Source organism: Coprococcus sp. HCN-4056, from assembly GCF_037892645.1.
Classification (GTDB): domain Bacteria; phylum Bacillota; class Clostridia; order Lachnospirales; family Lachnospiraceae; genus Coprococcus; species Coprococcus ammoniilyticus.
In genome coordinates, this window is record NZ_JBBKBL010000001.1 from 241,441 (window position 1) to 264,002 (window position 22,562).

At 38.1% G+C, this 22,562-nt stretch carries 19 protein-coding genes and 1 tRNA gene; 4 read left to right on the plus strand and 16 right to left on the minus strand.

The window, feature by feature from the left end; genetic code table 11:
• Nucleotides 1-46: 46 nt before the first annotated feature.
• The 11 genes from serS to trmB all read right to left on the minus strand — a co-directional run bounded on the left by serS (nucleotide 47) and on the right by trmB (nucleotide 12,766).
• Nucleotides 47-1,330: a serine--tRNA ligase gene (gene serS, locus WKT03_RS01055; RefSeq protein WP_118675628.1), complete on the minus strand. Its 1,284-nt coding sequence runs from the start codon at nucleotides 1,328-1,330 to the stop codon at nucleotides 47-49.
• A 170-nt stretch (nucleotides 1,331-1,500) separates the two neighbouring features.
• Nucleotides 1,501-2,034 carry a DUF4446 family protein gene (locus WKT03_RS01060; RefSeq protein WP_021944275.1) on the minus strand — a complete coding sequence of 178 codons (534 nt, stop codon included), beginning with the start codon at nucleotides 2,032-2,034 and terminating at the stop codon, nucleotides 1,501-1,503.
• Between the two features lie 19 nt (nucleotides 2,035-2,053).
• The gene (locus WKT03_RS01065; RefSeq protein WP_021944276.1) at nucleotides 2,054-2,992 is read right to left on the minus strand and encodes a ParB/RepB/Spo0J family partition protein; all 939 of its coding nucleotides are present in this window, start codon (nucleotides 2,990-2,992) and stop codon (nucleotides 2,054-2,056) included.
• Nucleotides 2,993-3,025: 33 nt separating this feature from the next.
• Complete coding sequence (locus WKT03_RS01070; protein WP_021944277.1) at nucleotides 3,026-3,805, minus strand: ParA family protein; 780 nt, start codon at nucleotides 3,803-3,805, stop codon at nucleotides 3,026-3,028.
• Between the two features lie 574 nt (nucleotides 3,806-4,379).
• On the minus strand, nucleotides 4,380-5,336 hold the full coding sequence (locus WKT03_RS01075; protein ID WP_021944278.1) for an alpha/beta hydrolase: 957 nt from the start codon (nucleotides 5,334-5,336) through the stop codon (nucleotides 4,380-4,382).
• Between the two features lie 176 nt (nucleotides 5,337-5,512).
• Nucleotides 5,513-6,238, minus strand: a complete 726-nt coding sequence (locus WKT03_RS01080; protein WP_021944279.1) for a DUF6320 domain-containing protein — start codon at nucleotides 6,236-6,238, stop codon at nucleotides 5,513-5,515.
• A complete protein-coding gene (locus tag WKT03_RS01085; protein WP_021944280.1) occupies nucleotides 6,231-7,514 on the minus strand; it encodes a hypothetical protein in 1,284 nt (427 codons plus the stop codon). Before WKT03_RS01085 ends, WKT03_RS01080 begins: the two co-directional genes overlap by 8 nt.
• A 15-nt stretch (nucleotides 7,515-7,529) precedes the next feature.
• Nucleotides 7,530-9,221: an arginine--tRNA ligase gene (gene argS / locus WKT03_RS01090; protein ID WP_340390787.1), complete on the minus strand. Its 1,692-nt coding sequence runs from the start codon at nucleotides 9,219-9,221 to the stop codon at nucleotides 7,530-7,532.
• Nucleotides 9,222-9,313: 92 nt separating this feature from the next.
• The gene (locus WKT03_RS01095) at nucleotides 9,314-10,441 is read right to left on the minus strand and encodes a sensor histidine kinase (protein ID WP_340390788.1); all 1,128 of its coding nucleotides are present in this window, start codon (nucleotides 10,439-10,441) and stop codon (nucleotides 9,314-9,316) included.
• 56 nt (nucleotides 10,442-10,497) lie between these two features.
• Nucleotides 10,498-12,099, minus strand: a complete 1,602-nt coding sequence (locus WKT03_RS01100) for a D-alanyl-D-alanine carboxypeptidase family protein (protein ID WP_340390789.1) — start codon at nucleotides 12,097-12,099, stop codon at nucleotides 10,498-10,500.
• A gap of 19 nt (nucleotides 12,100-12,118) precedes the next feature.
• Nucleotides 12,119-12,766: a tRNA (guanosine(46)-N7)-methyltransferase TrmB gene (gene trmB / locus WKT03_RS01105; RefSeq protein WP_117784580.1), complete on the minus strand. Its 648-nt coding sequence runs from the start codon at nucleotides 12,764-12,766 to the stop codon at nucleotides 12,119-12,121.
• 715 nt (nucleotides 12,767-13,481) lie between these two features.
• Here trmB and WKT03_RS01110 point away from each other — a divergent pair.
• Nucleotides 13,482-13,554, plus strand: a tRNA-Lys gene (locus WKT03_RS01110).
• Between the two features lie 142 nt (nucleotides 13,555-13,696).
• Here the strand turns inward: WKT03_RS01110 and WKT03_RS01115 are convergent.
• The 3 genes from WKT03_RS01115 to WKT03_RS12610 form a co-directional block, all read right to left on the minus strand.
• Nucleotides 13,697-14,509 (minus strand): sensor histidine kinase, encoded by an 813-nt coding sequence (locus WKT03_RS01115; protein WP_242997311.1) that lies wholly within the window; start codon nucleotides 14,507-14,509, stop codon nucleotides 13,697-13,699.
• Between the two features lie 517 nt (nucleotides 14,510-15,026).
• Nucleotides 15,027-15,758, minus strand: a complete 732-nt coding sequence (locus WKT03_RS01120) for a LytR/AlgR family response regulator transcription factor (protein ID WP_021944285.1) — start codon at nucleotides 15,756-15,758, stop codon at nucleotides 15,027-15,029.
• Entirely contained in the window at nucleotides 15,755-16,333 is a 579-nt protein-coding gene (locus WKT03_RS12610) for an accessory gene regulator B family protein (RefSeq protein ID WP_117822444.1), read from the minus strand. Before WKT03_RS12610 ends, WKT03_RS01120 begins: the two co-directional genes overlap by 4 nt.
• 242 nt (nucleotides 16,334-16,575) lie before the next feature.
• Between WKT03_RS12610 and WKT03_RS01125 the strand changes: the two genes are divergently transcribed.
• The 3 genes from WKT03_RS01125 to WKT03_RS01135 all read left to right on the plus strand — a co-directional run bounded on the left by WKT03_RS01125 (nucleotide 16,576) and on the right by WKT03_RS01135 (nucleotide 19,941).
• Nucleotides 16,576-16,749, plus strand: a complete 174-nt coding sequence (locus tag WKT03_RS01125; protein ID WP_021944287.1) for a hypothetical protein — start codon at nucleotides 16,576-16,578, stop codon at nucleotides 16,747-16,749.
• A gap of 136 nt (nucleotides 16,750-16,885) precedes the next feature.
• Complete coding sequence (locus WKT03_RS01130) at nucleotides 16,886-17,545, plus strand: ABC transporter ATP-binding protein (RefSeq protein WP_340390790.1); 660 nt, start codon at nucleotides 16,886-16,888, stop codon at nucleotides 17,543-17,545.
• A gap of 14 nt (nucleotides 17,546-17,559) precedes the next feature.
• The gene (locus tag WKT03_RS01135; protein ID WP_021944289.1) at nucleotides 17,560-19,941 is read left to right on the plus strand and encodes an FtsX-like permease family protein; all 2,382 of its coding nucleotides are present in this window, start codon (nucleotides 17,560-17,562) and stop codon (nucleotides 19,939-19,941) included.
• Between the two features lie 75 nt (nucleotides 19,942-20,016).
• Here the strand turns inward: WKT03_RS01135 and WKT03_RS01140 are convergent, their stop codons facing one another.
• Complete coding sequence (locus WKT03_RS01140) at nucleotides 20,017-21,540, minus strand: aminoacyl-histidine dipeptidase (RefSeq protein ID WP_340390791.1); 1,524 nt, start codon at nucleotides 21,538-21,540, stop codon at nucleotides 20,017-20,019.
• 80 nt (nucleotides 21,541-21,620) lie between these two features.
• On the minus strand, nucleotides 21,621-22,367 hold the full coding sequence (locus WKT03_RS01145) for a helix-turn-helix transcriptional regulator (protein WP_117822447.1): 747 nt from the start codon (nucleotides 22,365-22,367) through the stop codon (nucleotides 21,621-21,623).
• Nucleotides 22,368-22,562: the final 195 nt, after the last annotated feature.

Sequence of the window (22,562 nt, forward strand, 5' to 3'; positions counted from 1 at the left end):
TATTTTACTATGGTCAAAAAAGTATATTTAATTAATAAATATGGAATTAAGCTTCAATCTTATCTTTTCCACCCATGTATGGACGGAGTGCTTCCGGAATTCTTACAGAGCCGTCTGCCTGAAGATTATTCTCAAGGAAAGCAATCAGCATTCTAGGTGGGGCAACAACTGTGTTGTTTAAGGTATGTGCAAGATACTTCTTACCGTCTTCACCCTTTACACGGATCTGAAGTCTTCTTGCCTGAGCATCACCCAGATTTGAGCAGCTTCCTACTTCAAAGTATTTCTTCTGACGTGGAGACCATGCTTCTACATCCAGTGATTTAACCTTCAGATCTGCGAGATCACCGGAGCAGCATTCCAGTGTACGTACAGGAATATCAAGTGAACGGAAGAGATCAACGGTGTTCTGCCATAATTTATCAAACCACATTTTGCTTTCTTCCGGTTTGCAGACAACGATCATTTCCTGTTTCTCAAACTGATGAATACGGTATACACCACGTTCCTCAATACCATGAGCACCTTTTTCTTTTCTGAAACAAGGCGAATAGCTTGTAAGTGTCTTTGGAAGTTCTTCTTCCGGAATGATCTGATCGATGAATTTACCGATCATGGAATGTTCAGATGTACCGATCAGGTAAAGGTCTTCGCCTTCAATCTTATACATCATGGCATCCATTTCTGCAAAGCTCATAACACCAGTAACGACGTTACTTCGGATCATGAAAGGAGGAACACAATAGGTAAATCCTCTGTCAATCATGAAATCTCTTGCGTAAGAGATAACAGCAGAATGAAGTCTTGCGATATCACCCATCAGATAGTAGAAACCATTTCCTGCTACACGTCTTGCTGAATCAAGATCCAGTCCATGAAGATGTTCCATGATCTCTGAGTGATATGGAATCTCAAAATCAGGAACAACCGGCTCACCAAAACGTTCAATTTCTACGTTTTCGGAATCATCTTTACCTATAGGAACAGATGGATCAATGATATTTGGAATTACCATCATGATCTCTTTTACTTTTGCCTGAAGTTCAGTTTCTTTTTCCTGTAATTCAGATAAGCGTTCTGCCTGTTCTGTTACCTGTTTTTTTACTTCTTCAGCTTCTTCTTTTTTGCCCTGTGCCATTAATGCACCGATTTGTTTGGAGAGCTTATTACGATTCGCTCTCAGATCGTCAGCCTCCTGCTGAGTTGCTCTTGCCTGGGCATCAAGGTCAATTACTTCATCAACAAGTGGAAGTTTGCTGTCCTGAAATTTGTTCTTAATGTTCTGTTTTACTACATCTGGATTCTCTCTTAAAAATTTAATGTCTATCATTTTTTGATATTCCTCCTGGTTCATATGGAATAAGGTTGTTTATACTTATTCTCACATGCTTTTATATTTTTTGACTATAGTCAATTATAATTATTTTTAATTATATTCAATTATTTTTAATCATTTTCAATTATAATTAATTGTAGTTAATTGTTTTTTATTATGATTCATTATTCTTCTTCCATAATATCAGCAATCTCTTCATCAAGCGTTTTTGCACGTTCAATGGCTTCTTTTTCTTCATCAGAAAGAGCTACATAGGATTCACCTTTGATCAATTCTTTTGCATAAGCGAAGCATCCTTCTCTGGAATGCATACAATTTAAAACTACACCATTGTTACGACTGTCTAGAAATGCAACTGCGAAGCTTAGACTTCCGCCCATTCCCTCAAATGCATCATATTTGACCAGTCCGATTTTGCTGATACATGCTGCAAGTGTTTCCTGGATCTCTTTGTGTTCTTTTGTAAGCCGCTTGGAATTGTTCTTCACAGCATCCATTTCAGCAAATCGATCCAATATAATTTCTTCCATATCACCTGCCGTTTTACCACTTAAAAGGCGTTTGATATCTTTATTTCTTTTCTTTATATTCGCCATAAGATAGAATACAAGTCCAAATAAAACGATGACGAGTACAAGAAGTATGATTAAAATAATGGCAGGGTCAATACCAATCTTATCTAGTAAAGAACTGTTCATTCTGATATTTCCTTTCCAATTATTCTCTGTGAATAGAATATAACATCTCTGTTATTCTTTCCAATTCTTCCTGAGAATAATAATTTATTTCAATTTTTCCTTTATCATTGTTTTTTGATTTGATTTCAATCTTTGCACCCAAAATATTTTTCAGACGGCTTTCAATATCATTGTAGAAGATAGAAAGATCTTTTGTATCTACATTATTCTGCTTTGGTTCTTTTGGTGCACTAAGTAGTTTCTTGACATAGATTTCTGTATCACGAACACTTAATTTATTATCAAATATAAAGTTTGCAGCTTCTGTCTGTAGAGCAGCATCCTCAATCGGAATTAACGCTCTGGCGTGTCCGGTTGTCAGCTTGTCTTCAATGATCATTTGACGAACTTCATCACATAATTTCAGAAGTCGAAGAGAGTTTGCAATCGTTGAACGATTCTTTGAAACCTTTTCAGCTACTTCTTCCTGTGTAAGACTATATTCGTTGATAAGACTTTCATATGCCATTGCTTCTTCAATCGGATTCAGGTCCTCACGCTGAATATTCTCTATGAGAGAGATCTCCATAATTTCACGGTCTGTGTATTCTCGGATTACAACAGGTATTTCCTTTATTCCGGCCATCCTGGCAGCACGCCATCTTCTTTCACCGGCAATAATCTCATAGAATTTTCCTTTTTTTGTTACAATAAGAGGTTCTAACACTCCGTATTGTTTGATAGAATCAGCCAGTTCCTGTAAAGCATCTTCATCAAATTGCTTTCTTGGCTGTGATTGGTTTGGTTCAATCTGTGTTATTTTAATTTTCTGTTCTACTTCTTTTACAACTTCCTTCACAACTTCTTTTGTGACAGTTTTTGTTGTCCCACTGGAAGCAGATTTTGATTTACTCTTTGGTGGATCATTTGTAGGAATTAACTGATCCAGACCTCTGCCTAAGCCTTTTTTTACAGGCATTTTATTTCCTCCTGTGAGTCATTTGATTTCTTTCTATTTGTAATAATCATTTGCTATGACTTCATCAGCCAGCATCATATAATGTTCAGCTCCGGCAGATCGTGGATCATATGCAATGATTGGCATTCCATAGCTTGGGGATTCAGCCAGACGAACATTTCTTGGAATAATAGTGTTGTAAATATGCTGATTCAGATTTTGTTTTACATTATCTACAACCTGCATTGACAGATTGGTACGGGAATCGTACATGGTAAATACAATTCCTTCAATCGTAAGTAGTCTGTTTAATTGTTTCCGTATCAGATTAACGGTATAAATTAACTGGGATAATCCATCTAATGCAAAGAACTCACATTGAATTGGAACTAATACAGTATTGGCTGCTGTTAAGGCATTTACTGTTAACATTCCAAGAGCAGGAGGGCAGTCGATGATAATATAATCAAATTTACGTCTTACATTCTTGATATGGTTTTTAAGAATATACTGTGGATCTTCCACTGTAACAAATTCTACTTCTGCACCTGCAAGCTCTCTGCTGGCTGGGAGAAGATTCAGTCCTTTGATATCAGGGTAAACGTCGATAAGCATACATTCGCCTAAATTGCAGTCACCGTTTAACATATCATAAACACTGTACTCAAGGGAATTCTTATCAACTCCAAGTCCACTGGTCATATTTCCCTGTGGATCCATGTCAATTGCTAAGACTTTCTTTCCTTTTTTTGCAAGACATGCCGCAAGATTGATTGCAGTTGTAGTTTTTCCTACGCCACCCTTCTGGTTGGCTATTGCGATAATTCTTCCCACTTGATATTCTCCTTTTTGTGTTTCACGTGAAACATTCTATATTTCCAATAATTGTTTTCTCTACATATGTGAACATATATATTATATAATAATAAAATAAAGTGATTATTAGCTAAAGAAGATATGTAGCTGTTTCCTATATTCTTTTATTCATATAATAATATATATGATTTTCATAATATGTAATTTTATTGTATTATGCCAACAGATTAAATGTTTGTTTATTGATTCCGTGTTCCATTATATCACTATAATAGGATTAATGAAATGAAAATATCTCTATATATTACAAATCCCGTTACACTAATTATTTAATAATCAGTAGAACGGGAATTTTGTAATAGTCTAATAAAAAAGGAAAGATGTGACTTAACATAATATAGCGGCTCCGGAAAGAGCAATTTAAAAAAAGGGGGGGATTAAATTTTGCTATATCATGTGTAGTCACATCAATCTTATCGAAACGTAGACTGCGTATTCGATGTTCTTATTATAACACCATTGTGTAGAAATATCTACTATTATTTTGTAAAATGTTGAAAAAATTTATATAGAGTGTTTCACGTGAAACATTCTATAACACCATCATCTGCTCTAAAAACTTGGAAACTTCCACCCATGCCTTTTTGGACTCGGGCATAAGAGTCATACCCATTTGAAATACATGAAACATATTCTCGTAGATCGATAGGCGCACTTTTACACCTTGTGACTTGGCTTTTTCAGCAACCAGAACAGAATCGGATAAAAGCATCTCATTTGATCCAACTTGAATCAGCATTGGAGGAAAACCGGTGAAATCTCCAAACAATGGTGAAATATATGGATCTGTCAGATCGTGATTTCCGGGATATACACTGTTATAGATCAGACTTTCATTTGTATTGCCAAAGAGAGGATCAATCTCAAAGTTTTCTGTATAGGATGATCCGCTTGCAGTCAGATCTGTCCATGGTGACATAGCTACGATTCCGGCAGGAAGAATACGGTCACGATCTGTGAGATAATGGCAGAGAGCCATAGCCAGTCCGCCACCTGCAGAATCACCAGCCAGAATAATATGGTTTTCCGAGTATCCATGATTTAGCAGCCAATCATATGCATATAAAGCATCATTTAATGCTGCAGGATATGGATTTTCAGGAGCAACCCGATAGTCAATGGATAAGACGGATGCACCTTTTCCAAGTTCTGAATATAATCCGGCAAACATACGATACTGTGTTTTAAAAGCTCCAACATAACCACCACCATGAAATTGCAGGACAACATATGGATTATGAGAATTTTTCCACTTTAACAGCTCCATTTTGAAGTTTTTGGTTTCAATCAATTCACTGGTGAAGTGATCGGGATATTTGTATGTTTTATCAATGTCGCTTTTGGAACGATTGTTATTTCTGATCTGCGTAAGAAGATTATTGCTGTTAAAATCAGCGACCAGTTCACATACAAGCTTTGCCTGTTTGCTCATTCCTGAAGTATCAGGAGGGGTAGAAGAACCAGAGGTTAATTTATCTAAAAGTGCCATTTAATAAAATCTCTCTTTCTAAATTTAGTTAATAGTAAGCAGTGCACAACGAAAAATAATTGCTGGCACTGCTTTTACTATAAGATAATTTGTAATTAAAAAAATTATATTTGTAGATTATTATCTGTGATGTCATTTATAAAATAATATCTATGCCTGAAATATAATTCTTAATTCTATACATGAAATCTACGTTTTAGTTCTGTTGTTGCAGGTCGATCTCCGAACACCAGTGTACCACCGAGCAACAGAGCACTCATAATATCTGCAATGATCATAAAGAAATCATGTTTAAAGAACTTTCCGGTAAGCATAAGTATTGTCAGGATCACACAGATAATAATGATATATATCTGTAATAAAATATAGGATTGCCAGTTTGATGTATTAATAATCATCAATACAAGAATTGCAATGTCGAGCATTGCAATAACACAAGGTATTGCAAAGTCGATTGACCATCCGGTATATCCAAGGATATAATCAATCAATACAAGAACCGGCATGATAAAAATTGCCTGTACCAGCATTTTCTTTCGATGACTCTTATTGTGCCTAAATGAATAGATCAGTGAGAAACAGGCATACGCAAGTCCGATTCCACAAAGAGCTGACCATTTGACCTTTGAATATGTCAGGTAGTTGATCAGGATCAGAATTCCTTCTACAACAATACTGCAAAAAATTGTCAGTTTGATAACAAATCGCATACGACGCATTGCAGGCGTGATGTCCGGATACATAACAGATTTTGACTTTTCACCAGTTTCTTGACTATGGTCAAGAAAGTCTTTTTCGCTTTCCGGATCTTTCACCGGATCATATTCCAGAACTCCGTTACATAAAGGGCATGAAAGGGAGTGGTCCAGAACATCTATGTTACAACGTCTACATTTACTCATAATACACCCCGTTACTTTCTATCGATACATGAATTCCATCCCGAACCATCTGGCGGAAGAATTCTTTCTGTATAAATGTTTCACGAATGGCAGAACTGAAGGTGAAGACCAATGTATCTTTATAACTGATGACACTTCCTTTGATGAACTGTCCTTTGGACATCGACAGAACAACATGGAAGCGGTCAATATATTCCTTATACATATCATCAACGGATACAACTCCAAGGTTGGTGATCGTTGATGTATTTGCTTTTAACGAAGCTTTATAGATACGGCGCATGGCGATGCTCTTAAAGACACGCGGAACAGCACGTATGATAAAATTCACTTCATTGGAAACGTTATAGGATAACAGCTTCTCCAGATTTTCTTTATTGATCTGTTCCTTCAGACTATCTGCGATGATGTGCAGAACATCTTCAAATGTATAAGTATCCTTCTCCGGCTTGAAGTAAGCAGAGACAACGGCAAAGAAGTTCTTCGTTGTATTGGAATTAAAATATGGGCGAAGATTTACAGGAACAACGGTGCTGATCGGACGCTTGGAAGGCTGCCCTTTCAGGTATTCTTTGTAGATTGCCCATGTAAATGTTCCAAGCAGATACTGGTTGATGGTTACACCATATTTTGCTGCCGCCTGTTTGATCTCGGAAACCGGGATATAGCCGTGCAGGATAGCAAAATGATTAAAAGGCAGCTTTTCACCTTTTAAGATAACTGCTTTTTCCGTTTTATAGGAACGTTTGGCAGGTCTTATATAGTTCTTCTTGTAGCTGTCCTCGATATCCAACGAGGAATCTGCATTTAAGGTATTACCTGCTTTTTCAGCAAGTTCCGGGTATTTGTACCGGAGGTACTGATAAGTCAGTTCCTTCAGGAAAATAAGAGCACCATTTCCATCTGTTAAGACATGAAAGACTTCCAGATTGATCCGTTTCTGATAGTAGGTAACACGGAACAGATATTCATTATTTGTATAGGGATTGATATACAGACAAGGGTATGTGTCTTCCGGCATTACCCTTGGAGCAGGTCGTTCATTTGCTTCAAAGTAATACCAGAAGATCCCATTTTTTAGTTTGTGATTAAACACATCAAAAAATGGAAGAATCTTATCCAGTGCCTTTTGCAGGAGCTCTGCATCTATGTCTTCTGTCAATGTAACGGAAATACGATAAACGTTGCTTACATTTTCGCTTACAATGACAGGAAACAGGTTGGCAGTGTTATCGAGTTTATCCCATTTAATTGTCTTATTTAATCGTTTCGACATGAAAGATCACCTGATTTACATAGCTTCCGGTGCATTGATTCCGAGAAGCTCTAATGCATCGTGAAGAGTTTTCTTTGTAAGGTATGTCAGCATGACACGGGCATTCTTTACATTTTCCTCCGGTACGTTGATACGTGTGGAGTTGTAGAATTTGTTAAATGCCTGAGCAACATCGACAGCGAATCTTGCAACAACAGATGGTTCGTATTTCTCTGCTGCATCCGATACAACCTTAGGGAAACGGCTGATCTCTTTTAAGAGATTCATAGCATCCGGTTCAGAGATCGTGCTGTAATCAACCGGCTTTGCAGGATCGAAATTCTCAGCAAGTCTTACAACGCTGGAGCATCTTGCATGTGTGTATTGAACATAAGGACCGGTCTCACCGTCAAAGTTTAATACCTTATCCCAGCTAAAGGATACATCCTTGATACGCTGGTTATAAAGGTCATTGAACAGAACAGAGCCAACGCCAACGATCTTGGCAACTTCTTCCTTATCAGGAAGGTTCGGGCTCTTTTCTGAGATGATTTCAAAACTCTTTTTAATTGCATCATGCAGAATATCTTCTGCATAAATGATATTTCCGCTTCTGGTTGAAAGCTTTGCACCCTCTAAGCTTACCAGTCCATAAGGAATGTGAACCAGAGAATCCTTCGCCCAGTCATTTCCAAGAAGCTCAACTACCTTGAATACCTGTGCAAAATGCAGCTTCTGTTCCTGTCCGGTTACATATAAGCATTTTGTGAAATGATAGGTATTCTTACGATAGAAAATAGCAGCCAGATCACGGGTTGCATAGATGGAGCTTCCATCTTTCTTTGTAACGATACATGGAGCCATATCGTAGTCGGACAGATCTACGATCATAGCACCTTCGCTTTCCTTTAACAGGTTCGCATTTGTCAACTGGTCAACAACTTCCTGACATTTGTCACGATAGAAGCTTTCACCGAGATAATAATCAAAATCCATACCCAGAAGGTCATAGGTACGTTTGTATTCTACAAGGCTGATGTCCTTGAACCACTGCCAGATCGAGAGTGCTTCTTCATCCCCATGCTCCATCTTACTGAACCATGCTCTTGCTTCATCTACAAGCTCCGGATTCTGGTCTGCTTCTTCATGGAACTTCACATAGAGACGCATAAGCTCGGCAACACCATCTTTCTCAACTGCTTCCTTTGTTCCCCAGTTCTTATATGCAACGATCAGCTTACCAAACTGTGTACCCCAGTCACCTAAGTGGTTGATACGGATTACTTTATAGCCGAGTTTGGAATAGATCTTATAGAGGGAATTACCGATGATAGTAGTTCTGAGGTGTCCAACGTGGAAGTTCTTTGCTACGTTTGGCGAGGAGTAATCGATACAGATAACCTTGTCTGCACCTTCATCGGAACCGCCGAAGTTGTCCTTTAATGCTGATTCGATCATGGTCTGGACAAAGATATCTTTCTTTACGAAGAAGTTCAGATATGCGCCCTGAACATCGATCTTATCGAGAAAATCAATATCACCAATAGCTTCTTTGATATCGGCTGCGATCAGGTTTGGTGCTTTGTGCATAGTCTTTGCCAGTCTGAAGCAAGGAAATGCATAGTCGCCAAGCTCCTGCTTTGGTGGTATCTCAATAAAAGTTGCAATTTCTTCAGCAGTCATGCCTTCTACATGATTTGCAATCAGATTTACGATTTTTTCTTTCATAATTAAGGTTGTCCTTTCAAATTCTTTCTTATATATTAAGGAAATGTCCTTATTTTTCTTTCATTTCATAATTAAGGGGGAGAACCCATAATCTACATTATTTCAATCGGGATAGAAAAACGGATATCTGTTCCACTGATGATATCACCTTCTATCTTAAGTTGTCCATTTAACAAATAAATAATCTCCTGAATGCGGTGAAGTCCACTGTTCCATGGAGAGGTATGACTGTAATTCTCATCAATGCCGATGCCGTTATCATTGATATGTACCGATATCTGATCACTGTAGATCTGAATGTTGATACCAACACGATTTGCATTTGCATGCTTATATACATTGTCCAGACATTCACACAGTATACGGATCAGACTGATCGTGATAATTTCCGGAATCTCGATCGAAGCATCCGGACAGTCAATGTCAGATTCAATGACACATTCTGGATAAGCATCTTTGTATCGGAAAATGGTATCTTCTAATAAGGTTTCAATCGGTACAGTTGCATCAATGTCACCGGTAAGTCCCAAAAGGATAGCATTCAGAGAATCTTCCATGGATGCAGTTGAGTCGATGAGTTCATCAAGTGTGACCTTTGCCCGGTTGACATCCGACTTGATCAGCCATGACAGGGAATCCAGAGTATGTCTGGTTCGATCTAATTGCTCCAGAATATCGGTATGTAAGGATTGTACTAATTTATCCTGATCGTATTTTTTCAGACGAAGAATATTGAAGCCATGATTGATAACCGGAAGGTCTTCTTCAATTGGCTCTTTTTCCAATGCAACCGCTTCCTTTGTGAATTCTTCTGCCATTTCATCCAGAAAAGCATCCAGCTTTTTGGTTGCTGTATGGATGCGTGTAATCCTGCCCTTCAGCTCGTCGGCATCTGCCTGTAAGCAGTGGATCTTTGTTGTAAGAGCAGCATTAGAAGCGTTCAGCTCTTTTAATTCCTGTTCAATCTGTGCAGCTTTTTCCTCCTGCGTTGTTGTCGTTGTAGAAAATGGAGAAAAGACATTATGTCCGGCACTGTTTTTAAAGGAGTAGACCTCCAGTGTTTTCATAAGTTCATCAATTTTGATCTTTAATTCAAACTGTTCTGTTTTCAGAGTCTGGATCTGTTCCAGTTTCTCTACATACAGTTCGTTGAAGTAGTCCAGAATTTCCTGATTGGAATCCCGCACTGTTTTCAGATTTTCCGTTGTTGAAATATCCATGATATTCTCCATTCTCCTCTATATCTGTTAAGAGGTTTTGTTGTTTCTATTGTACCTTACTCGTCAAGGTCATTATCAAATGTTTCCTGAAGCTGTCGTCGGCGTTCTTCATATTGTTTTTTTCTTGCTGCCTGAAGCGCGCGTTGATGCTTTCTTGCTTTCTGTATATGGATCAGATAGGCCACAAACAATACGGCAAGAAGAAGCAGAACTGCAAGAATGATCCACAATGGATGGATCGACAGCTTCTTTTTTGCTGCAGAGGCTGCAACTGTTGCATCGGCTGCATGTTCTGTGTTATTTGATGAAATCTGTTTCCCATCCGGGTTATAGCCGGTTACGGTAAGATCTGTTGTTCCTATCATATTTCCGCCATAGGAGAGAATCAGATGCCCCACGGTATAAGTATCTCCATCTTTTACCGGTTCTTTGTTGTATTCGATACTGTAAGTTAATTTCTTAATATCATAATTTTTATTAAAATTCAGTTTATAGTCCTTATCAACCTGCAATGTAATATCAGAACCGGAATCAGCTTTGTAATAGGAGTTCAGATAATCAAGTGCCTGTGATGTCTGGGTACTGTCAAAGGTATAGTCGGCCAGAGGGGTCTGGAGACTATAATTCCGGAAGCAATACTCATAGATGGCTTTGCTGTCAGTGTAGGTATTTGCCGCACCGTTGCAGTTCATCAGAACACAGATCAGTTCGGTATTACCTTTTTTACTCCAAGTAACCAGGGTATTTAATGCATCATTTGTATAACCGGTCTTACCGCCTTCGCAGTATTCATAGTAATATTTGCTGTCAGGATTTGTCATCTTACAGTGTTGCCAGAGCTGACGTTCTTCCTCACAAATATTTGTCGGTCCAATGACATGATTTCTGGTACCTGTTATTTTACGGAATTCATCGTGTTCCAGACAGGCTTTGGTTATTAATGCCATGTCATAACAGGTTGTATAATGGTTCTCGTCCGGAAGACCATTTGCATTTACAAAATGAGTGCCAAGGCAGCCAAGCTTGACTGCACGTTCATTCATCATCTTAGCAAAATCTTCGATGCTCCCACCAGAGACAAATTCTCCGATGCCCCATGCAACTTCATTTGCGGATTCCAGCATCATACCATAGAGGGCATCCTCCATAGAGATCTGTTCACCTTCATCCAGACCGATATGGCTGCTTCCTCGATCAATGCCGAAGACGGCATCGTGTGACATTGTTACAGTATCGGTCAGCTTTGTATTTTCAATGGCAAGTAAGAAGGTCATAATCTTCGTGATACTTGCCGGGTACTGTTTATCAAAAGCGTTTTTTTGATATAGAATATTCCCAGTATTTGCGTCCAGTACGATGGCATAGTTGGACGCAAGCTCCGGTGCTTTGCCCGGTTCATCAGGGTACTCGGTTGTAACTAAGTATTCAGTTGTTCCATCCTCATCTGTGCTGTTATCTGATCCTTCGTTTGTAGAGTCATCAGATGCCGTATTCGTAACTGTACTGTCTGGAAGAAACAAATGGTCTGTTCCGGCAGCAGAGGATGACGTGCTGTCTATATAGAAAACGCTCATGGTAAATAACAGAACAGTGGACAGGATAACGACAGGAATTGCATGCCTTGTCCTGTTTTTCTTCGGGTTCTTTCTTATCTTCATGAACGGTTATTCTCCAATGCTATTTTTTTGTTCGATATGCAACCAGCCGGTTGATCGGAGTACCAAGAGCAGAAAACTTTGCTTCGTATTCTGTCATGATATTTCCTTCGTTGTATTCGGAATGGTGCAGATCATATGTGTAGTTTTCAAGTGTCCATCCTGCTTCCGGTACCTGCTCTAAAGAGAAGTCAAATAATGGGCGGTTATCTGTCTTGAACATAACACGTCCGTCCGGCGCAAGGATATGATCGTAGTGTTCGAAAAAGTGAGTTGAAGTCAGTCGTCTCCTGGCATGGCGATCCTTTGGCCATGGATCAGAGAAGTTCAGGTAGATATTTGCTACTTCATTCTCTGCAAAGACATTCTCGATATATTCGGCATCCATTCTTATAAAATAAAGATTGGTCATGTCTTCTTCCTGTTCACGTTTCTCGATGGCGCGCACCAGAACGCTGGAATATTTCTCGATACCGAGATAGTTGATATCCGGATTCCGTCTGGCAAGCTCCATGATAAATTGTCCTTTTCCCATACCGATCTCGATGTGGATGGGATTTGTATTTCCAAAAAATTCGCTCCATTTGCCTTTCATGCTTTCTTCGTCGTGCACGACGTATTTGTTGTCGGCAATTGTCTCTCTGGAGCCTTTTACGTTTCTAAGTCTCACGAGGGTGTTCCTCCAAAATAATCTTAATTCGCAATGCCCACCATGTGGTCAATTCGCAATGCCACCTCGCCTGACGGCTCGTTGTAGTGCTTCGCACTATAGAATTATATATATATATAGAACTCGCCGTAAGCAAGCTTTCGCTCGTTCTACATATATATAATTCTGCATTGCTCATTGTTCCATTATATCAATATTAGGGTTTTAAAGTAAATAGCGGGGCTGTTTTTTTTATGTTTTTTCGTGGGTTTTGATGGTGAAATCAGGAATTACCGGGAACTTATTCTGGTTTCTTCATATAATATGGTATAGGAGGCTTTTTTTCTGGTGGGGAAGAGATTTTTGTCCGTCAGAGGTTGAACGAAAAGCGGAGGTGTTTTTGTGAATGGGAGATCATAAATTTCAGAAAAAGGTGACTGCATGCTGTTACTGCAAAAAAGGATTTAACAAATGGTGTGTTTGTTTATACAGGGGATATGAGGAAGTGAAAAAAATTTTGAATCAGGATTGCTGCAAGAGAGAAAAGAAACCGCGCTGCTATAACAGAAGAAGATAAAAATCAATAGGAAAATAGTACAAAAATGCGCATAAAATCTATGCAAATAACCGATATTAAAAAAAGTTAAAATTTTTTGAAAAAAATGCTTGCATTTGGATAAACTATGTTATATAATCAATTTCGTTGTCGGCGAGATAACAAAATAAAAACGACTTCGGGCCGCTAGCTCATTTGGTAGAGCACCTGACTCTTAATCAGGGTGTGCGGGGTTCGAGCCCCCGGCGGCCCACTACAAAAGTCCTAATTTGGCAGATATTTGAAGCTGCTGGGTTGGGGCTTTTTTTCGGCTTAAGGGTATATATTCTGATAAAAAGAAAACTACCGGAAACATATGGATACCTCCTGTCTGGCAGGAAAATATCATATATGATTCAGGTAGTTCTCTTTTTTTCAGGAATAATAACCGTTACAGAATAGATTCCATTTTCGTAATTGATCAGGCAAAATCCGCCGCAGGCTTCAGCAGATTTTTTTACATTCTTCAAACCATATCCATGAATAAAGTCCAGATTTTCTATATCTTCCGGTGGTTTTTCTCCGATAGGAAAATGGTAGGTATTTGTAATATAGATCGTAAAGGTATGCTCGATCGTCTGAATATTGATATTGATCTCGCCACTCTGTTCTTCCAGACAGGCATTTAATGCATTATCTAACAGGTTTCCAAGAATAATAGTCATATGATAATCGTCACATGGAACAAGGTCATTGTCGATTTTTAGTTTGGTTGTGAGTTTGATGTTGTGGCGGGCAGTCCGAAGCATCAGATTGCTTATAAAAGCGTCGATGACCAGATTCCCTGTATTTACAGTACAATATCTGGCTTCCAGATCGGACATGGTTTCTCTGGCATATGGAATGATACGATCATAGTGTTCTTCATTTACACAGGTCTCAATATAGAATAAATGCTTCTTGATATCATGCATGAATCCACGAATGTTTTTATAGGCATCTCCAAGCTGCTGGTATTTCTGTCGCTGATAGTTTACCTGCTCGGTAAGCTGTCCTGCTTCCTGGGCAAGTGATTCAGCTTTTAAGACGCTCTGAAGAAGAATGTAGTTTACGATATTAATAATAAGCAGAAAGATAACAAGGATCAGGTAAGTGTTTGGGTTGGTTTTATTCAAACTGAAAAAGGTAGGAAGTAATACAAGTGTGCAGGAAAGTAATGGGATGATCAATAGTAAAATGCTATATTTTTTAGATTTGATTCCAGCCTTTTGCTTTCGAATGACATGAAGAATTATAATGATAAGCAGAATTAATAAATCACTAACAAGAGAAATAGACGTGAATACGATCTCAGGTAAGGAGTCAAATTGTATGGTTATATCTGTAAAATGTGAAATAATATAATATGCCATTTCTTCGCAGATGGAAATTATTATAGAATAACTTAAAATGACAGAAATTCTATAAATAATTCCGGAAGTAAAAAATAAAGAGAGACATAAATTTATAATATTTGTAAGCATTGTCCTTGTAGCAGAAGCCCAATATGAAACATTTCCTACCAGTGAATATGAAATTATCCAGAAGATAGAGTCAGCTATTATAAAGGCAAATAAAATATAATATGGATTGTAATCTCTTTTTTTCTTTTCAAACATAGTTTGAAAAAAGATATATAATAATGAATTATCAAATATAAAACTAAGCACGCTTATTAGAACTATCATGTTTGATTTCCTCTTCTTTCTATTTTAAAACGTGAATAATACGGTTGGCATAAAGTTGCTGTAAAGTTGTTACTTTTCTTCTGCTTATAGGAATCAAAGTCCCATTAGCTATTACAATATTTGAAGGCTGAATTGTTTGAATATGCCGTATATTTACCAGATATCCACGGTAAGGAGAACAAAAATCATGATCAGATAAGCGATTTTCCCAATCCTGAATCGTTCCTTCTCCTGTTAATATGGCATCAATTAAATGGTATTCCAGATATCGTTTTTCTCCTTTAACAGCCTGAATATATAAGATATTGTTTACAGGGATCAAATGTTCTTTTCCATGTGAGTCAATTACAATTTTAGTTATATGAGAATGTTTATATCGATGGATGATATCGGAAAGTAGTTTTTCTATTTTTGTATAACTAACAGGTTTTGTAAGGAACTGAAAAGGCTGTACATCAAAACTTTCCTGCATGTATTGTGGATAGGATGTTACAAAGACAATGAAAACATCATCATATAATTCATCACGTAGATATCGGGCGACCATCATACCATTAATTTCAGGCAATTCGATATCAAGCAGTAAAATGTGAAATGGCTGCTCCTTTTGTGCCTGCAGAAGGGCTGCCCCAGAACGGAAGGATTCGATTTCAAATTCAATATTATAAGATGCCATATAATGTTTAATGTGTTTTTCCAAATGAATAATGTCTGTTTGTGTGTCATCACAGATGCCGATTCGTAATATCATAAATTCCTCCTGTTTTTCCAGATGCCAATATATACACTTATTACACCCTCGACCATACACAGCATAATAATTCCGCAATAGGTGATCTGGTGATGTAGATATAGAAAACCTGTTAAGATTGTTAAAATGAAACAGGTTATCAGGCATCGGTGAAATAATTTCTTTTTCTGATGTTCAGATAAACGCTTGTTTTTTGTATCTACTGGTGCAACCGGAAGTATCATACACCAGGTGAGCAGATATAGGATAAATATCCAGACAGGCTTTATATGTTTAAGAATAAGCGAACAAGAAAAAATAGTTATAAGATAAATCCCATAGGATAGTATGGTACAGCCAAGTCTGGTATTTGCATGAAATCCACCTGCGAAGTGGCGGAGAGGAATGGTGACCAGAAGATAGCAGAGCGTTAGGTCGAGGCGGTGTACGAGTAAACCGATAATAAGAACAACTATATCATATAGTAGGGCTTCAATCAGATAATCAAACAGATAAGCATAGATTGCCTGTTGTTCTTTTGATATCTGTCCATCTTCGGTTAAGGTATCTGCCAGATATGTTCCGAGTTGTTTCATGTGTATTGTCCCCCTTTTTATAGATAAAGCCAGTATAACATGATTTTAAAAAAAGTGCATTTTTTTGGAGTGAACGGTCGAAATTAGGGAGTAAATGGTATAACTACTACCGTTCACTCCTTAATTTCGACCACTCACTCCTAAATCAACACAATTTGCAAATAATATGCTAGAATATAACTACGGTTTGGGTTTTAGCCGTGATAAACAAAGGCTAAATAATAAGAAAGGGGGAGATGCTTATGAAGAAGGCAATAGCCAGACTGATCTGTAAGTTTGGAACACAGCTTTGTGCTGTAGCTATGGTCATTGCACCACTGGTATCTGATGTATGTAAGAATAAGTATTATCAGGCAGAAGAACCAGAAGGATTAGATGCATTTGCAGATAGTCAGAGATCTAAATTGAGGGGATAAAAGCAGAAAGCGATTCTTCAAATAATGAAGCACGTTATATTTTCCATGTTATTTATAATAAGAAAAATCGACTGTAAATGGAAAATATGACGTGCTTTTGTTAAATAAAAATATTGAGCGCAGAGAGGTGGATATCATGATAAAAATAGAACATTTGACAAAAAAGTATGGAGAAGGAGATTCCTGTTGTCTGGCGCTTAATGACGTTAGTGCAGATATTCAGGAAAATACATTTACAGTTATTACAGGCAAAAGTGGAAGCGGAAAAACAACATTATTAAATATGATCGGATTGATTGATAAGCCGGATTCTGGAAGCATATTGGTTGAAGACAGGAATATATTGGACTATGGTAAAAAAGACTGTCTACGATATCGTCGGGAAATGATTGGAATGGTATTCCAGTTTTTTCAGTTAATGCCGGTTCTTACATGTCGGGATAATATTATGATCGCAAACGAATGTGTAAAGAAATGTAAGAAGGATTATTTTGATACATTGACAGAACAATTAGATATAAAAGATCTTTTAAATAAATATCCGGATCAGTTATCAGGTGGACAGCAACAACGGATTGCGATCGCGAGGGCGTTGATCAATCAGCCTAGGATCATACTGGCAGACGAACCAACCGGTAATCTGGATTCGGAGAACAGCAGACGTGTCATTGATCTGTTGAAACAGACAACAAATGAATATGGCATGACTTTGCTCATGGTGACGCATGATGCTGATATTGCGAAGCAGGCAGATCACTGTATTCATCTTGTTGACGGAAGAATCCGGCAGAATTAAGGAGGGGAAACAATATGAAGTGCCGATTGATATTTCACAATATCCTGCACAACAGGAAAAAAGCGGTTCGGGCAATTATAAGTATTTGTTTTTCTGTTATGCTTATCTTTTCCTCGATCAATGCATATATATCATTTCAGGATATGCGGCTGCAAAATGCGTATCAGACAAATGGAGAATACAATATTACTTTACATAATGTAACATATAAGGTTCGTGACTGGATATTGGAGCAGTATAAGGATCAGGCAACACTTGGTGTAGAAAAAATAGTTGCAAATGTAAATAATGAATTATGTATCGTGGATAGTGATGCAGCTTCGATCACTATGAATCATTACCAATTAGAAAAGGGTAGTTTTCCCAAAAAAGAAAATGAGATTGCTATATCGGCAACAGCCAAATACAAAAATGTTTATATTGCAAAACAATTTGATCTGGGAGACACAGTTACCTTCAAGGATCAGACCTATATGATCAGTGGAATTTTAAATGATTATGATTATAGTACACAGGATGTCTATAAGGTTGCGATCGTAAATGGAAGTACACGGGGAAATTTATACAACATCTATATTCATTTTAATGATCGACGGGACTATCAGCCGGGATATAAAGCAATAAAAAAATATTTGGATCTGAGTACTAAGCAGATCTTTAATGGTGATACCGCCCATGGATTTATGGAAGGATACCATATGATCACAAATGGAGATCTGAACGCGATAGAGATTGACAGATCAGGCGGACTAGAGGATACCAATATTGGACAACTCCTCATGGGTTTTATCATACTGATCATACTCACTTCACTCATTCTTGGTATTCATATTTTCCTGTCGTATATGAGTGAAAGAAATAATCAGCAGGGAATCCTTATGAGTCTTGGATTTTCAAATGGCTATATTTTTTCGGCATATTTCCTGGAGAGTTTCATTCTGATAATCATTGGATGTGTGCTTGGACTTATACTTGGAAGATATATAACCATTTTGATCTTTAAACTTATACAGTCATTACGAACCATCCCACTGGAGCATTTTGCTCCACAGTTCCAGCCAATTTCATATTTGGTCATTTTGGGAATCTGTGTCTTGGATTTTGTAGTTGGAATCTGTCCTGTATTAATATATCGTTCAAGAATGAAATTGATCGATATTATGAAAGGCGGCAGAAACAATTATAAGGTAAAGGATAAACGTGGATCTGAAAAAGGAAATATCATGATGCGGTATTCCATTCGGGATACCGGAGATTATGAAAAGGTATTTTCATTCCTGTCTCTTGTCCTGATCGGAATGGTAACGATGCTGGTTCTTATGGTAAATCGTTATGTATCATATCAGTTATTGTCTGAGGAAAGTCAGGATGTACAGTTTTCACTAATATCCGATGATGTCAGCCATATGGATGATTTTGAAAATCTCATACCGGGCGTTTCCTACTATGATGAGGTTTATGATACTATGGGTGAGTTTTTCATTGATCCTTCTCTTATCAATATGGACTATGCAGATGATTTGATATTTTCAGATGATGAAAAGGGTGTGTGGTGTGAGATCGTTGGTGTCAGTGAAAAACAATATAACCGAAAAATAGAGATGTCACAGGAGGTCAGCTATAATAAGTTTGTCCAATCTGGAGGAGTGATCATAATTGATAATTATAAGAATACAGAAGATTGTATTTTAAATGATATCCCGGATACACTAAGGTATGCGGGTCGTCAGGAGGAAGAAGGACCGGTATTTTCAGAGGGAGAAGTGCCGGTTTTCGGAAGGAGCAGATTCTTAAACTGGAAGGATCAGAATGGAATCGCTATCATTCTTCCTGAAGAGCTGTTTAAAAAACAATTCGATTATACAAATGTACTTATTAATATAAATGTAAAGTCGGGTTATGAGTTAAAGGCAGCAGAGTTTCTGAATACACATGCACCTGTATATGAATATTCTTTCTTTGATACTTTGACAGATTACATCCGGGATCAGGATAATAAGAAAACGATTCAGGGTGGTACTTATGGAATTTTTGTAATCATTATGGTAATTAATTTCCTGGCAGTTTTATATATCCATGCACTGACATTCGTTCGACGCAGACATAACTTTGCCATCCTGAAGGCAATTGGCCGCACAGACAGCAGTATTATTTTGCCGATGCTTCTGACCAAGATTGGTCAGGGAATTGTTGTATCTATTGTAGCTGTCTTTATAGTGACACTTTTGTGCCGCTTATATTTGCCAGAAATAACAAAAAATATTGTGTTGGTTGATGGCTGGAAAAGCATAGCACTGGTGCTTGCATTTGTTCTGTTTATTCAGATAGTGGCAATTTTTATGGATGTTATTCAATTAAAAAGACAAAGAATCTTAAAGGATCTGAGAGAGGAATAAGGGAGGGTAATTATGATAAGAGCTGACACGATAACAATAGAATTGTTAGGTGTCAGCTCCTTTTTGTAAGATGTATTATTTTAATTCTTTCAATATCTCTAAGGTGTATTCCCATGTCCGGCGGACACTTTCCACGTTCATGGATTCATTGGTTGTGTGGATATCATCCATATCCGGTCCGAAGGATACACAGTCAAGTCCCGGCAGTTTAGAAGCAAAGATTCCACATTCTACACCGGCATGGAGTGCCTGTATTACAGGTTCTTTTCCATATTGCTGTTTGAATATTTTTACCATCAGATCGCGAAGAGGAGAATCCTCTCGGTATTCCCATGCGGGATAATCTCCGGTTACGGTCAGGGTTCCGCCTGCCAGCGTGGCGAGAGATTTTAGGCTATAAAGCAGGGCAGCTTTTTCACTTCCGATACTGCTTCGGACGGAGCTTTTAAAAGATACCATGCCATTTGTTGATGGATCGTCTGGTTTGATCGTTGACAGGATACCGAGGTTCAGGGAAGTCTGAACCAGCCCTGCGATATCTTTGCTCATTTTCCGGACACCATTTGGATAAGCCATTAAGACATCGATCACGGTATGGGTAGATGTATCTGTCATTGTGGCTGCCGGAAGATCAACAGGCTCTAAGGTGATACAGATATCCGGGTCTGTATGGGTGTATTCATGACGGATGATCTGATTCCATTTGGAGATGAGATCCTGAAGGCTTGAGTGCACAGAATTTGATGAAATATCTGCATGGTCTGGTGTGTTTATGTCAGACATATCGGTATCAGAAAAGATAACGACAGCTTCTGCATCGGTCGGAATGGCGTTATCCTTTAAGCCACCGGAGAGCGTGGATAATTTCATATCATAATCATTTGCAAGTGCGTTCAGAACACGCCCTAATACCTTGCTGGCATTTGCACTTTGCTTGTTGATCTCGACACCGGAATGACCGCCACAGGCATGTAAGACAGAGAGTTTATAAGCAGATGCTTTTGCATTCGTATTTTCCCATTTAACAGGAATCTGAACATCTGCGGTTGCGCCGCCTGCACAACTGACAAGAAGATAGCCTTCGTCTTCAGAATCAAGATTTAACATGATACGGGATGAGAGTGGCGAACAGTCAAGAGCCGCCGCACCGAGCATACCGATCTCCTCGTCAACCGTAAAGACAGCTTCTAATGGTGGATGTGGAATATCGTGGGAGTCGAGTATTGCAAGTGCAAATGCGACAGCGATTCCATCATCACCGCCAAGGGTCGTGCCTTCTGCGCTGATAATGCCATTTTCCAATTTGAGTTTCAGACCGTCGGTATCCATATTGATCGGGCAGTCCTTTTCTTTCACAGCAACCATGTCTATATGTCCCTGCAGTATGACAGGGGCAGAAGTCTCATAGCCGGAGGTTCCCGGCTTAAAGATAATGACATTGTTGGAAGCATCTTTGATATATTTCAGTTCATGCGCTTCGGCAAATGCTGTCAGATAATTACTGATCGCATCGGTATGACCGGAGCCATGTGGGATGGAGCAGATTTCTTCAAAATAATGAAATACATTTTGTGGTTCTATAGATGATAATACAGACATATGTGCCTCCTTGAAATAAGCTTACAATATAAAATGTGCATATCCAGTATAACACAAGATATGCACAGATAGTTGTTGTATTATTTTCCAAGGGCAGTTGTTCGTAAAAAAGATTCCTGATATTTTCTTGGAGTGACTCCAGTTGTCTTTCGAAATACTTCTGTAAAATAACTCTGGCTGGGAAATGCCAGAATTGAGGCAATTTCAGAAGGCGAGAAATCAGAATAAAGTAACATATTTTTCGCTGTTTCAATTTTTTTATCACGAATATAGTTGCTGATTGTCTGACCGGTTTCCTTTTTAAAAAGCCGGGATAGATAGGAGATATTTAATCCTGTCAGCTTAGCAAGTTGTTCTGCTGTGATATGGGTATGAAGATGATCATAGATATAATCCAGACAGACAGCAATATGGAGTGATGATATTTTGGATTTTCGAAGGTTTCGCATTCGTTTCGCATAATCCATACACATGGCAGGATGAAGTGCTGCAACTTCCTCTGGCGTTTTGCAACGGTCCGCTTTTTGGATATAGAAATCGCTCAGACTGTAGGCATTTGACAATTCCATACCACCTTCAATGCAGTAACGTGCAATAATTGCTGTTGTAATGACATAATGGTATTTTATGTTTTGAAGATAGTGGTCGGACAAGGTGCCTAATCCTTCTTTATCTAATAAGGATTCCTGACACAGCTGTTCAACCTTTGCTACATCTCCTTCTTTTATCGCTGTATAAAAGGAAACCTCCGGATTGTATGGAGCCCGCAGAAGATTATTTTCCCTTTGAACAAATTCTCGGTATACAAGTTCTTTTTTCAGTTGCATATTCTATCCCCGTTCGTATAAAACAGTCATAAGACTATATAGTAAATATGACAGATAAAACAATAAGACTATTAGTAAATTTGTATAAATTGTATCATAAAACATGACTATGGTCAATAAAACGATATAAAAGTAATATAAACGATATAAAGAAAACAGTAGTCTTCTTATACTATTTGCATAACAAAAATTTAT